The organism is Roseateles sp. P1_C1_2 (assembly GCF_056406535.1).
In genome coordinates this window covers 18970-31066 of record NZ_JBFUAB010000017.1, presented here as the reverse complement: position 1 = coordinate 31066, position 12097 = coordinate 18970, and the positions used below count along the sequence as shown (strand labels likewise).

The 12097-nt window shown below is 67.2% G+C and carries 14 protein-coding genes; 6 read left to right on the top strand and 8 right to left on the bottom strand.

Annotated features, from left to right (window positions below; all coding sequences use genetic code 11):
- Positions 1 to 370 precede the first annotated feature (370 nt).
- Genes AC1D2H_RS17660 through AC1D2H_RS17635 form a run of 6 tightly spaced genes read left to right on the top strand, consistent with a single transcriptional unit; the run spans position 371 to position 6109 of the window.
- On the top strand, positions 371 to 1285 hold the full coding sequence (locus AC1D2H_RS17660) for an EamA family transporter (RefSeq protein ID WP_477936975.1): 915 nt from the start codon (positions 371 to 373) through the stop codon (positions 1283 to 1285).
- Entirely contained in the window at positions 1282 to 2565 is a 1284-nt protein-coding gene (locus AC1D2H_RS17655) for a D-tagatose-bisphosphate aldolase, class II, non-catalytic subunit (RefSeq protein ID WP_478011876.1), read from the top strand. The genes AC1D2H_RS17660 and AC1D2H_RS17655 overlap by 4 nt, the downstream gene beginning before the upstream one ends.
- Position 2566: 1 nt before the next feature.
- Positions 2567 to 3745, top strand: coding sequence for an SIS domain-containing protein (locus AC1D2H_RS17650; protein ID WP_477936972.1), 1179 nt, complete (start codon positions 2567 to 2569; stop codon positions 3743 to 3745).
- The gene (locus AC1D2H_RS17645) at positions 3742 to 4698 is read left to right on the top strand and encodes an N-acetylglucosamine kinase (protein WP_478011875.1); all 957 of its coding nucleotides are present in this window, start codon (positions 3742 to 3744) and stop codon (positions 4696 to 4698) included. The genes AC1D2H_RS17650 and AC1D2H_RS17645 overlap by 4 nt, the downstream gene beginning before the upstream one ends.
- Positions 4699 to 4742: 44 nt before the next feature.
- Positions 4743 to 5549, top strand: coding sequence for a DeoR/GlpR family DNA-binding transcription regulator (locus AC1D2H_RS17640; protein ID WP_477936968.1), 807 nt, complete (start codon positions 4743 to 4745; stop codon positions 5547 to 5549).
- 41 nt (positions 5550 to 5590) lie between these two features.
- A complete protein-coding gene (locus AC1D2H_RS17635) occupies positions 5591 to 6109 on the top strand; it encodes a hypothetical protein (RefSeq protein WP_477936966.1) in 519 nt (172 codons plus the stop codon).
- 34 nt (positions 6110 to 6143) lie between these two features.
- Here AC1D2H_RS17635 and AC1D2H_RS17630 read toward each other — a convergent pair whose 3' ends face one another.
- From AC1D2H_RS17630 to AC1D2H_RS17595, 8 genes are all read right to left on the bottom strand, one after another.
- Positions 6144 to 6557, bottom strand: coding sequence for a RidA family protein (locus tag AC1D2H_RS17630; RefSeq protein WP_477936964.1), 414 nt, complete (start codon positions 6555 to 6557; stop codon positions 6144 to 6146).
- Positions 6554 to 6991, bottom strand: a complete 438-nt coding sequence (locus AC1D2H_RS17625) for an acyl-CoA thioesterase (protein ID WP_477936962.1) — start codon at positions 6989 to 6991, stop codon at positions 6554 to 6556. The genes AC1D2H_RS17630 and AC1D2H_RS17625 overlap by 4 nt, the downstream gene beginning before the upstream one ends.
- Positions 6992 to 6993: 2 nt before the next feature.
- Positions 6994 to 7695, bottom strand: a complete 702-nt coding sequence (locus AC1D2H_RS17620) for an ABC transporter ATP-binding protein (RefSeq protein WP_477936985.1) — start codon at positions 7693 to 7695, stop codon at positions 6994 to 6996.
- A 5-nt stretch (positions 7696 to 7700) separates the two neighbouring features.
- Entirely contained in the window at positions 7701 to 8486 is a 786-nt protein-coding gene (locus AC1D2H_RS17615) for an ABC transporter ATP-binding protein (protein WP_478011874.1), read from the bottom strand.
- On the bottom strand, positions 8446 to 9396 hold the full coding sequence (locus AC1D2H_RS17610; protein WP_478011873.1) for a branched-chain amino acid ABC transporter permease: 951 nt from the start codon (positions 9394 to 9396) through the stop codon (positions 8446 to 8448). Before AC1D2H_RS17610 ends, AC1D2H_RS17615 begins: the two co-directional genes overlap by 41 nt.
- Entirely contained in the window at positions 9389 to 10309 is a 921-nt protein-coding gene (locus AC1D2H_RS17605; RefSeq protein ID WP_478011872.1) for a branched-chain amino acid ABC transporter permease, read from the bottom strand. The genes AC1D2H_RS17610 and AC1D2H_RS17605 overlap by 8 nt, the downstream gene beginning before the upstream one ends.
- A 17-nt stretch (positions 10310 to 10326) precedes the next feature.
- Entirely contained in the window at positions 10327 to 10701 is a 375-nt protein-coding gene (locus tag AC1D2H_RS17600) for a hypothetical protein (protein ID WP_477936954.1), read from the bottom strand.
- A 218-nt stretch (positions 10702 to 10919) separates the two neighbouring features.
- Positions 10920 to 12086 carry an ABC transporter substrate-binding protein gene (locus AC1D2H_RS17595; protein ID WP_477936952.1) on the bottom strand — a complete coding sequence of 389 codons (1167 nt, stop codon included), beginning with the start codon at positions 12084 to 12086 and terminating at the stop codon, positions 10920 to 10922.
- Positions 12087 to 12097 lie beyond the last annotated feature (11 nt).

Genomic DNA, 12097 nt, shown 5'->3' with positions numbered 1-12097 from the left:
CCTTTTATGTGTCGTGGCTGCCGTCAGGGCAGCGAGAAGCAATCTGCGGATGGGTGCCGGGGCAGCTTCCCCCGGTGCGTTGTGCCGGCCCCGGAAGGTGCCCCGAACCGGCTTGACGCAAGTCTACGAATTCTTTCGTTTGATTTCGTATAGAGTTTTCACTGATGCCGAATGCTTTCGATGAATCATGCCACGAAAGCCTTCCGCGGAGCTGACATAGAGGGAACACCCAGAGCTATACGGCGTTTCATCCCTCACCCGCGGGATTTGATATACGAAAGTGTTTCCGCCGTTGTGTTTTCGTTTTTGTTCGTTTATGCTTTCGCTCGAAAGTCGCAAACGCGCTACCGGACCCCACGAAAGACTTCCCATGCAGAGCAACTGGCTCATCTACACGCTGATCACGACCCTGCTCTGGGGCGTGTGGGGCGCCTTCACCGGCCTGCCCTCCGAGCACGGCTTTCCAGACACGCTGATTTACGTCGTCTGGGCGCTGACGATGGTGGTGCCCGCCGTCATCGTGCTGGCCCGCGCCGGCTGGCGCATCGACCGTGACCGCCGCTCCGTCGTGCTCGGCCTGGCCGTGGGCCTGCTGGGCGCCGGCGGCCAGATGCTGCTGTTCCGCGCCGTGCAGTCCGGCCCGGCCTATCTGATCTTCCCCATCGTGTCGCTGTCGCCGGCGCTGACCATCGCGCTGTCCTTCGGCCTGCTGGGCGAGCGCACCGGCAAGCTGGGCATGGCAGGCATCGTGCTCGCGCTGTGCTCTCTGCCGCTGTTCGACCTGCAGCTCGGCGGGGGCGGCCAAGCGAATCAGACCGTAGGTTTGTGGTTCGTGCTGGCCCTGTTCGTGCTGGTGGCCTGGGGCCTGCAGGCCTACTTCATCAAGCTGGCCAACGCGGGCAGCAGCGCCGAAAGCATCTTCTTCTACATGGCCGTCGGCGCGGTGGCCTGCGCGCCGGTGGCGTTGGCCATGACGGACTTCTCCCAGCCCATCAACTGGGGCTGGCAAGGCCCCGGCCTCTCCGCCGTCATCCAGGTGCTGAACGCCATCGGCGCGCTGACGCTGGTCTATGCCTTCCGCTACGGCAAGGCCCTCGTCGTGTCGCCCCTCGTCAATGCCGGTGCACCGCTGCTGACGGCCGTGCTCTCCATGGCCCTCAGCGGTGCCGCGCCCAGCGGCTCCAAGCTGGCCGGCGTCGCCCTCGCCCTGCTCGCGGCCCTGCTGCTCGCGCTGCAACCCGAAACCCCGCCCTCTTCCACACCCGTTCAAGGAGACGCCGCATGAAGCTCATGCTCAACCTCGTGCGCCGCCACAAGCAAGCGGCCAACGGCAACCTCGCCGTCGGCATTCCGTCGGTCTGCTCCGCCCATCCCGTCGTCATCGCCGCCACGCTGCGCGAATGCGCCGCCCAGGGCCGGCCGGCCCTCATCGAAGCCACCTCCAACCAGGTCAACCAGGACGGCGGCTACACCGGCATGACGCCGCTGGACTTCCGCCGCTACGTGCAGGGCCTGGCCGAAGCCGAAGGCCTGGCGCCCGAACTGCTGCTGCTGGGCGGCGACCACCTCGGCCCCAACGCCTGGCGCAAGCTGCCGGCCGATGCGGCCATGGCCAAGGCCGAAGTGATGGTGGCCCAGTACGTGAGTGCGGGCTTTCGCAAGATCCACCTGGATTGCTCGATGTCCTGCGCCGGTGACCTCGTGCCCCTGCCCGAACCCGAAATCGCCGCCCGCGCCGTGCGCCTGTGCCGCGCGGCCGAGATGGCCTGGCTGCAGTCGCCCGAGCGTGGCGACCCGCCGGTCTACGTCATCGGCACCGAGGTGCCCGTGCCGGGCGGCGCACACGAAGACCTGGGCGAGCTGGAAGTGACCTCGCCCGACGCTGCCGCGTCCACGCTGGAACTGCATCGCATCGCCTTTCAGCGCGCCGGTCTGGAGGCCGCGTGGGAGCGCGTCATCGCCATGGTCGTGCAGCCCGGCGTCGAGTTCGACCACCACAAGGTCATCGACTACCGGCCCGAGAAAGCGCAGGCCTTGAGCGCCTTCATCGCCAGCCAGCCCGGCCTCGTCTTCGAAGCCCACTCGACCGACTACCAGACCCCCGAGCGCTTGGCCCAGCTGGCCCGCGACCACTTCGCCATCCTCAAGGTCGGCCCCGGCGTGACCTTTGCGCTGCGCGAGACGCTGTGGGCGCTGGCCGCCGTCGAGCGCGAGTGGGTGGGCAAGGGCGAAGGCCTGGTCGACACCGTGCTGGGCGTCATGCGCGCCGAGCCCGAGCATTGGCGCGGCTACTACCAGGACCCGGCGCGGCTGAATGTTGACCTGGCCTACAGCTTGAGCGACCGCATCCGCTACTACTGGGCCCACCCCGCCGTGCGCGAAGCCTGCCGGACCATGCTGGCCCGCCTGGACGCCACGCCGCCACCGCTGACGCTGCTGAGCCAGTACCTACCCCGCCAGTACGAGGCCGTGCGCGACGGCCGCATCACCACCCACACCGACGCGCTGCTGCGCGACGGCACCGTCCAGGCCCTGCGGCCTTATCTCCATGCCTGTGCAGCTTGACATGACCCTGCTTCACCTCGACCCCACCGACCTCGATCACCGCGGCGCCGCGCACACGGCCCGTGAGATTGCTCATCAGCCCGCTGTCTGGCAAACGGTCTACGCCCAACTGCAGGCCGAGCGCCCCGCCCTCGACGCCTTCCTGGCGCCCCTGCTCGCCCTGCCCCAGCTGCGCATCGTGCTGACCGGCGCCGGCAGCTCGTCCTTCATCGGCCAATGCATCGCGCCGGCCCTGCTGCGCCACCTCGGCCAACGCCCCGGCATCCGCGTCGAAGCCGTGGCAACGACCGACATCGTCTCCAGCCCCGAGCAGTGTTTGCAGCCCGAGGTGCCGACGCTGCTGGTGTCCTTCGCCCGCTCCGGCAACAGCCCCGAAAGCCTGGCCGCCGTGGAGCTGGCCGACCGCTTCATCAAGACCTGCCACCACCTCGTCATCACCTGCGCGGCGGACGGCACGTTGAACCGCCGCATGGCCGGCCAGGCCGGCGCCCAGGTGCTGCTGCTGCCCGACGAGACCAACGACCGCGCCTTTGCGATGACGTCCAGCTTCAGCGGCATGCTGCTGGCCGCCGCCTGGGCGTTTGACCTGCCCCTGGCGCCGGTGGCCGAGCTGGCTCGCGCGGCGCAGGTCCTGACTGAGGGCGAAGGCGACCGCCTCTACGCACTGGCCGAGCAGTCCTTCGAGCGCATCGTCTTCCTCGGCAGCAACACGCTGCTGGGCCTGGCCCGCGAGGCCGCGCTGAAGATGCTGGAGCTGACCGACGGCAAGCTCGTCGCCATGGCCGACTCGACGCTGGGCTTCCGCCATGGCCCCAAGACCATCCTCAACGACAAGACGCTGGTCGTCATCATCCTGTCCAACGATCCCTACACGCGCCAGTACGACCTCGACCTGCTGCGCGAGCTGCGCAAGCAAGGCCCCGCCCGCGTGCTGGCCCTGCGCACGTCCGCGCTGAACGGTGCCGAGGCGCCTCATGCGGACGACGTGACCCTGGCCCTGCCCGCCAGCGCACCCGACCTGGCGCTGGCGCCAGTGGCCCTCGTCTTTGCGCAATGCCTGGCCCTGCTCGCCTCGCTGCAGCTTGGCATCACGCCCGACAACCCCAGCGCGTCCGGCACCGTGACTCGCGTCGTCAGCGGTGTCACCATCCATCCCGTGAACCAACAGCCTCAAGGATGAGCTCCATGTTCCTCGGCATCGACGGCGGCGGCACCAAGACCGCCTTCGTCCTCGTGGACGAGATTGGCCGCCTGCTCGCGCGCCATGAGTCGACGACGAGCTACTACATCGAGATCGGCTTTGACGCGCTGCGCGCCCTGCTGCGCGACGGCGTGCAGGCCGCGCTGCGCCAGGCGGGCGTGACGGCCAGCGACATCAGCTACACCTTCGCCGGCCTGCCCGCGCATGGCGAAGACAGCGAGTTGCTCACCACCTTCGATGAGCTGCTGGCCGGCGTGGTGCCGCACAGCCGCGTCGGCAACGACATGATCTGCAGCTGGGCCGGCTCACTCGCGGGCGCCGATGGCATCAGCCTCGTCGCCGGCACCGGCTCCATCGCCTATGGCGAATGGATGGGCCGCGGCGCGCGCTGCGGCGGCTGGGGCGAGGTCTTTGGCGACGAAGGCTCGGCCCATTGGCTGGCCCGCGAGGTGCTGGCGCTGTTCTCGCGCATGGCCGACTGCCGCGCCGAACCCGGCCCGCTGCTGGGCCTGGTGCGCGATCACTTCGAGCTGAAGCACGACCTCGACCTCTGCGGCGAGATCAACGGCAGCGCCGCGCGCAGCGAGCTGGCCCAGGTCGCCCGCCTGGCCACGGCCGCCGCCAACGCGGGCGACGTGCAGGCCCGCCAGCTGCTCGTGCGCGCCGGGGATGAGTTGGCCGCCCTCGCCGCCGGCGTCGCGCGCAACCTGGGCGTCAGCGGCATCCAGGCCGTGCCCGTTTCCTACTCCGGCGGCGTGTTCGCGGCCGGCGAGCTGGTGCTGGGGCCGCTGCAAGCCGCCCTCGCTCGTCGCCTGCCGGGTTCGGTGTTGAAGACGCCGCGCTTTGGTCCCGAGCTTGGCGCTGCGCTCTATGCCGCCCGCCTGGCTGGCAGGCCGTTGTCGCCAGCAGCGCTTGCCAGGCTCGACGGCTGAGCGGTCGATATCATTCGAAAGTCGGCCCCGCCTTCTGTCCCCGCATGCCAACCTCCCTGTCACTGCCCGCGAAAACCGAAAGCCCGCTGCTCATCGACGAGCGGCGCCGGCTGATCCGCGAGCTGGTGCAGAGCCAGGGCCGCGTCACGGTGGACGAACTGGCCGAGCGCTTCGGCACCTCCGTCGTCACCATACGCAGCGACCTCAACTCGCTGGCCTCCACCGGCGCCGTGCTGCGTACCCACGGCGGCGCGCTCGCCCAGCGCGACACCGAGGAAGTGCCTATCGGCGTCAAGCAGAAGCTGCGCCACGAGCAGAAGGTGCGCATCGCCACCGAAGCGGCCAAGATGATCCGCGACGGCGAGACCATCCTGCTCGACTCCGGCTCGACGACCGAAGAGATCGCCAAGCAGATCCGCGGCCTGCGGCTGAATTCGCTGAACGTCATCACCAACGCGCTGAACATTGCCGCGCTGCTGGCGACCGTGCCGCACATCAACCTCATCATGCCGGGCGGCCAGTTGCGGCCCAACTCCTATTCGCTGTCCGGCCCCCAGGCCGTGGCCGCGCTGCAGGGCCTCTACGCCGACCGCCTCTTCCTCGGCGTCGACAGCCTCGACCCCGACATCGGCCTGATGACGCCGCATCTGCTGGAAGCACAGCTCAACGCCCAGATGATGAAGATCAGCCGCCAGGTCGTGGCCGTGGCGGACGCCTCCAAGCTGATGAAGCGCAACCTGTCGGTCATTGCGCCGGTGGAGCAACTGGACATGCTGATCACCGACAGCGGCGCGGACCAGGCCATCGTGGATCAGTTGCGGGGGCGGGGGATTGAGGTGGTGTTGGCTTGAGGTAGCTCGCGCGAGCGATCAAGGCACTGTGCACTGGACTTATGAAGCGCTACGCCTCTTTCTTCGAATGGCCGGACAAAGCTCGGAAAGAGCTCGGCGTCGTTGAGGAGCTCGTCAAGGCGCTGAATCGCGATAAATCTTTCGTCCTCGGTGCACCTGAGTCGTTTAGTCCAGATCCGCCTGACTGCATTTGTACGAATTCGGCCGGTGGAAAAGTCGCGTTCGAAGTCGTGGAAGTTGTGTGTCAAGACGCGGCGCGTTTGAACGCGCAAGGAGTAGACGTTTTTCGAAACTGGGCGCCAGGTGAGTTAACAACGCACATCGCTAGATTGCTTGCCGAGAAGGATTCAAAGACCTTTCATGGCGGACCGTTTGCAAGCATCGCGGTTTGCATGTTCACCGATGAGCCACTGCTGACTATCGACCGTCTGGAGGTCGAATTAGCTACCAAGTTGTTCGGTCCTTACAAGCAGCTAGACCGCGCCTATCTCGTCGTGTCGTATGACCCGGCAAGCAAGACCTATCCGGTCATCGAACTGGATATTCGGAAGCAAGCTTGACGGGCTTTGCAGACAGAGAAGGCCTATAGCCGTCTCATTCAGATCCCGGCACCACCGCCGTCACCTCGATCTCCACCTTCGCCCGGTCCTCCATCAGCGCCGACACCTGCACGGCGCTCATCGCGATGCCGTAGTCGCGGCCCAGCACGTCGCGGTAGGCCTGGCCCACCTCGCGGCCGCGGGCGATGTATTCGCGCTTGTCGATGAGATACCAGGTCATGCGCACGATGTGCTCGGGCGCCGCGCCGGCTTCGGCCAGCACGGCGCGGATATTGAGCAGGGTCTGGCGCACCTGGGCGATGAAGTCGTCGCTGTCGAACTCGCAGCGCTCGTTCCAGCCGATCTGGCCAGCGACGAAAACCTGGCGGCCGCTGGCCGCCACGCCATTCGCATAGCCACGCGGCTGGGTCCAGCCGGCGGGCTGCAGGATCTGCTTGTTGGTGCTCATGTGTTTGTCTCCTGTTGTGCGGCGAGCGAGCGCTCCAGCGCGGCACGCAGATCGGCCGGAAAGGCCTGGGGTTTGTGGGTGGCGAGCGAGGTGCAGACCAGCACCTGGGTGAACTCGACGCGCGTGCCGTCGTCGCCAATGAAAGTGATGTTCAGCTTCAGCGAGCCCCCGCCCAGGCGTTCGATACGGATGGTTTGCACGAGACGGTCGCCATGGCGGCTGACGCGCAGGAAGCGCGTGTCGAGCTGAGCCGTGGGCATGCCGACGCTGCGCTGGCCGATCAGCACGTCGAATGGCAGGCCGAGGTCGTGGGCAAACCAGTCCTCGATCAGCTCGTTGAGCATCTCGAAATAGCGCGGGTAGAAGACGATGCCGGCCGGGTCGCAATGGCCGAAGCGCACGAGTTGCTCACGTTGAAAGGCGAAAGAGCTCACCGTCACACCCCCACGTGCTTCTGCCACAGCGAAGGGTCGGCCGCCAACGCCGCCGACGATCCCGCCCAGGCCACGCGGCCGCGCTCGACGACCGTGTGGTGGTCGGCCAGGCGGATCAGCCGCTGCACATATTTGTCGACGACGAGGATGGTCTGGCCGGCGGCGCGCAGCAGGTCCAGGCAGCGCCAGATCTCCTCGCGCACCAGGGGTGCCAGGCCTTCGGTCGCTTCGTCCAGCACCAGCAAGCGCGGATTGGTGACCAGAGCACGGCCGATGGCCAGCATCTGCTGCTCGCCGCCCGACAGCTGCTGGCCCATGTGGCCGGCGCGCTCGGCCAGGCGCGGGAAAAGGCCGTAGACCCGCTCCACCGTCCACGGCTCGGCCGCGCCGCTGCGGTTGGCCGCGAAGGCGCGCAGATGCTCGTGCACGCTGAGGTTGGGGAAGACCTGCCGCCCCTCGGGCACCAGGGCCAGGCCCAGCCGCGCGATGCGGTCGGCCGGCCAGCCGGTGATGTCCTGGCCGCAGAACGTGATGCGGCCGCTGCTGGGTGCCATCCAGCCGCACAGGCAGCGCAGCAGCGTGCTCTTGCCCATGCCGTTGCGGCCCAGCAGCGTCGCCACTTCGCCAGCCTTCATGCTCAGGTCGAGGCCAAACAGCACCTGGCTGGCGCCGTAGCCGGCTTGCAGGTTCTTGATTTCGAGCAAGGCAGTCATGCGGCCGCCTCCAGCTCATCACCGAGATAAGCCCGCTTGACCTCGGCATGCTCGCGGATCTCGGCCGGCGTGCCGCTGGCGATGACGCGCCCTGCCACCAGCGTCGAAATGCGGTCGGCGAGGCGGAAGACGGCGTCCATGTCGTGCTCGACGAGCAGCAGCGTCAAGCCTTCAGCTTTCAGCGCCTGCAGCAGTTCGACCATGCGGGCGGATTCATCCGGCCCCATGCCGGCCAGCGGCTCGTCCAGCAGCAGCAGGCGCGGCTTGGCTGCGAGCGCGAGACCGACTTCCAGCTGGCGTTGCTCGCCATGCGCAAGCTCGCCGGCGATGCGGTCGGCTTGAGCCGTCAGCCCAACGCGCGCGAGCAGCGCATCGGCTTCTGCATGCGCGGCCACGTCGGCTCGCGCACTGCGCCACCACGACGGTGCACCCTCGCGCCGAGCCAGCACAGCCAACACCAGGTTGTCACGCACGGAGCAGGGTTTGAAGAGGCTGGTGATCTGGAAGCTGCGCACCAGGCCGGCCTGCACGCGGCGAGCCATACCTTGCCGAGTGACGTCCTGGCCGTCGAAGACGATGGCACCTGAGTCGGGCGCGAGCGCGCCGGAGATCTGGTGGATGAGCGTCGTCTTGCCGGCGCCGTTGGGGCCGATCAGGGCATGCAGTTCACCCGCCTTCACTTCGAAGCTGGCGCCATCGGTCGCGGCCAACGCGCCGAAGCGCTTCACAAGCTGTTTGACCTCAAGCACGGCGCCACACTCCGGCCAGACCACGCGGCGCATACAGCACGACCAACAGCAGCAGCGCGCCCAGGCCCAGCTGCCAATGCAGCGTGTAGCCTGACAGCAGCTCCTCCAGCAACAGCAGCGCCGCCGCGCCCAGAGGCCCGCCCCACAGCGCGCCCGCGCCACCAATGATGACCATGACCATCAGCTGGCCGGACTGCGACCAGTGCATCAGGTGCGGCGACACCAGGCCGTTCAGGTTCGCAAGCATCGCGCCGGCCAGACCCGCGATGGCGCCCGCGAGCACGAAGGCCTGCCAGCGCAGCGCGAACACGCGGCCGCCCGCCGCGGCGACGCGCACCTCGTTCTCACGCGCGCCCTGCAGCAGCCAACCGAAGGGAGAGTTCACGAGGCGCTGCAGGCCGGCCATGACGATGGCGCAGAGCAGCAGCGCGACCCAGTAGAAGCTGGCGTCGTCCTTCAGATCAAGACCGAAGCCCAGGGCCGAGCGCTGCACCAACGGCAGCCCGTCGTCGCCGCCATAGGCCTTCAGCGACACGGCCAGGAAATAGAACATCTGGGCAAAGGCCAGCGTGATCATGATGAAGTAGACGCCGCGGGTGCGCAGGCTGATGGCGCCGATGAGGGCCGCAGCGATTGCGCTGACCCCCATCGCCGCCGGCCAGGCGACCCAGGCGGACGTGATGCCCGCGTCCATCAACACGCCAACCGTGTAGCCGCCCAGGCCGATGTAGGCCGCGTGGCCGAAGCTGACGAGCCCGCCGAAGCCGAGGATGAGGTTGAGGCTGGACGCTGCGATGGCGAAGATGAGGATGCGTGTGCCGACGACCGTGTAGAACTCCAGGCCCATGCTCTGCAACAGCGGCGGCAGGGCAGCGAGCACGGCCAGAAGCGGCCAGATCCAACGGCCGAGGCCGCGGTGGTGGAGGCTGCGCGCTTCAGCCATGGGCGGGGAAGAGGCCACGCGGCTTCCAGAACAGGATGGCGGCCATCAGCACATAGATGAGGATGGACGCCAGCGCCGGGCCGAGGTTGGACGCGACCTCGGGCGAAGCGAGCTGACGCAGCGCGGCGGGCAGCAGCGTGCGGCTGGCGGTGTCGACGACGCCGACCAGCAGCGAGCCCACCAGCGCGCCGCGCACCGAGCCGATGCCGCCCACGACGATGACGACAAAGGCGAGGATGAGGATGCTTTCGCCCATGCCGACCTGCACGGCCAGCAGCGGGCCGAGCAGCGCGCCGGCCAGCGCGCACAGCGCCGCACCGAGGCCGAACACGGCAGTTAACAGCTTGCGGATGTCGATGCCCATGGCGGTGGCCATCTGGCGGTTGGACGCGCCGGCCCTGACCCACATGCCGGCGCGGGTACGGGTGACCAGCAACCACATCAGCAGCGCCACCGCAAGGCCGACGCCGATGATGAGCAGGCGGTAGGCCGGGTAGAACAGGCCGGGCAGCAGCTCGACGGGGCCGGACAGCGCGGCGGGCGTGTTCAGCATCAACGGCTGGTCGCCCCAGAGGATGCGCACGCCTTCGTTGAGCATCAGGATCAGCGCGAAGGTGGCGAGGACCTGGCTGAGGTGGTCTCTTGCATACAGGCGTCGTAGCAGCGTGACTTCGAGGGTCATGCCGAGGATGGCGGTGCCTACGAGTGCGGCGAGGACGGCGAGCAGGAAGGAGCCGGTTGCGGCTGCGACCGCCGCGGCCAGGTAGGCGCCGACCATGTAGAGCGAGCCGTGCGCCAGGTTGATCATGTCCATGATGCCGAACACGAGGGTGAGGCCGGCAGCAAGCAGGAAGAGCATCAGGCCGAATTGGAGGCCGTTGAGGGATTGCTCGGTAATGAGGATCCAGTCCATGGTGGGCGTGGCGCTCGCTACTTCTGGTTGCTGGCCAGTGCGGTGCCGGGAGTCCCGCCCGGCGGCGGGGTAACTTTCTTCTGCGGCGCCAGAAGAAAGTCACCAAAGAAGAGGCCCTGAACCGCACGCGATCGCGGCGCCGCGATGAGCGGCGCGCGAAAACAGCCAGCAGCATCTCGGCAAGAAGCGAACCGCTGCGCTCTCGCGTCTGACTTGTCACGAGCAACATCCATCGCACCAGCAGCCCGTTCGACGCGCGGCTGCACGCCGTGCTCATCAAAACAGCCCAATACAGCGTCGCTCGGGCGACGCGGCTGGTTGGTATTTCCTGATGAGCCCGGCGTGCAGCCGGCGTTAACCGGCGTGAAGGGGCGATGGATGGCGCTCGTCACAGGGACAGCAGCGAGAGCGCAGCGGGTCGCGTGGTGGCGCGCTCCGGTCCGAGCATCGCGAGCGCATGCCGCCACTCGAGTGCGGATTGCATTGAGCGCTCCTCTTTTGGTGACTTTTCTCTGGCGCGTCAGAGAAAAGTTACCCGCCCTGCCGGGGCGGACTCCCGGCTCACTGCGACGAGTCATAAAAGCCTCTGGCACAAGCAACCAAACGCGATTCAGCTCATCTTGCAAGAAGCCGCATAAGCATCCTCATGCTGCGTAAAGATCTTCCCCAGCGTCCGGTTCGTCACCCGCCCCTGCCCATCCTTCGTGATCACCCGCAGGTAGTAATCCTGAATCGGGTACTGATTCCGATTGAACTTGAACGCCCCCCGCACCGACTCGAACTTCGCCGCCTTGATCGCCTTCAACAGCGCCGGCTTGTCCTCGACCTTCCCCTTCACATCCCTCACCGCCGCATTCATCAACAACGCCGCGTCATACCCCTGACTCGCATACAGGGACGGCAGCCTTCCGTAGTCCTTCAGGAAATCAGCCACGAACTTCTTGTTCGCCGCGTTGTCCATGTCATGCGCCCAGTGTGAGCTGTTGAACATGCCCAGCATCGGCTCACCGACCGCCTTGATGACGTCCTCGTCGGCCGAGAAGCCCGGGCCGAATAGCGTCACGTCCTTGGACAACCCCGCGCCGACGAACTGCTTGATGAAGTTGATGCCCATGCCGCCGGGCAGGAAGATGTACATCGCATCCGGCTTGGCCGCCCGCGCCTGCGCCAGCTCGGCTGCGTAGTCCAGCTGGCCGAGCTTGGTGTAGATCTCCTCGACGACGGCGCCCTTGTAGTAGCGCTTGAAGCCCGTCATCGCGTCCTTGCCCGCCGGGTAGTTGGGCGCCAGCAGCACCAGCTTCTTGAAACCCTTCTCGGTCACCGTCTTGCCCACGGCCTCGTGCAGGTTGTCGTTCTGCCAGGCGACGTTGAAGAAGTAAGGGTTGCACTGCTCGCCGGCGTACTGCGACGGGCCGGCGTTGGCGCTGATGTAGGGGATCTTGGCGTCGAACACCGAGGGGCCAACGGCCAGCATGATGTTGGAAAACACGATGCCGGTCATGAAGTCGACCTTGTCGCGCTTGATGAGGCGCTCGGCGCTCTGCTTGGCGACCTCGGGGTTCTGCTGATCGTCTGCGGTGACCATCTCGACGGGCATGCCGCCGAGCTTGCCGCCGCTGTGCTTGAGCCCCAGCGCGAAGCCGTCGCGGATGTCCACGCCCAGGCCGGCGCCGGGGCCGGACAGCGTGCTCAGGAAGCCGATCTTGAGCTTGTCGGCGGCCTGGGCCGCGGGGAGCAGGGACGTGGCAAAGGCCAGGGCAACCAGGGTCTTCTTCATGTGCGAGATCT

Bases quoted from the DNA above. Each gene is read 5' to 3' on its own strand.
- AC1D2H_RS17645 (WP_478011875.1), top strand. From the start codon at position 3,742: ATGAGCTCCATGTTCCTCGGCATCGACGGCGGCGGCACCAAGACCGCC.
- AC1D2H_RS17635 (WP_477936966.1), top strand. From the start codon at position 5,591: ATGAAGCGCTACGCCTCTTTCTTCGAATGGCCGGACAAAGCTCGGAAA.
- AC1D2H_RS17595 (WP_477936952.1), bottom strand. From the start codon at position 12,086: ATGAAGAAGACCCTGGTTGCCCTGGCCTTTGCCACGTCCCTGCTCCCC.
- AC1D2H_RS17630 (WP_477936964.1), bottom strand. From the start codon at position 6,557: ATGAGCACCAACAAGCAGATCCTGCAGCCCGCCGGCTGGACCCAGCCG.
- AC1D2H_RS17605 (WP_478011872.1), bottom strand. From the start codon at position 10,309: ATGGACTGGATCCTCATTACCGAGCAATCCCTCAACGGCCTCCAATTC.
- AC1D2H_RS17655 (WP_478011876.1), top strand. From the start codon at position 1,282: ATGAAGCTCATGCTCAACCTCGTGCGCCGCCACAAGCAAGCGGCCAAC.
- AC1D2H_RS17615 (WP_478011874.1), bottom strand. From the start codon at position 8,486: ATGCGCCGCGTGGTCTGGCCGGAGTGTGGCGCCGTGCTTGAGGTCAAA.
- AC1D2H_RS17660 (WP_477936975.1), top strand. From the start codon at position 371: ATGCAGAGCAACTGGCTCATCTACACGCTGATCACGACCCTGCTCTGG.
- AC1D2H_RS17610 (WP_478011873.1), bottom strand. From the start codon at position 9,396: ATGGCTGAAGCGCGCAGCCTCCACCACCGCGGCCTCGGCCGTTGGATC.
- AC1D2H_RS17650 (WP_477936972.1), top strand. From the start codon at position 2,567: ATGACCCTGCTTCACCTCGACCCCACCGACCTCGATCACCGCGGCGCC.
- AC1D2H_RS17640 (WP_477936968.1), top strand. From the start codon at position 4,743: ATGCCAACCTCCCTGTCACTGCCCGCGAAAACCGAAAGCCCGCTGCTC.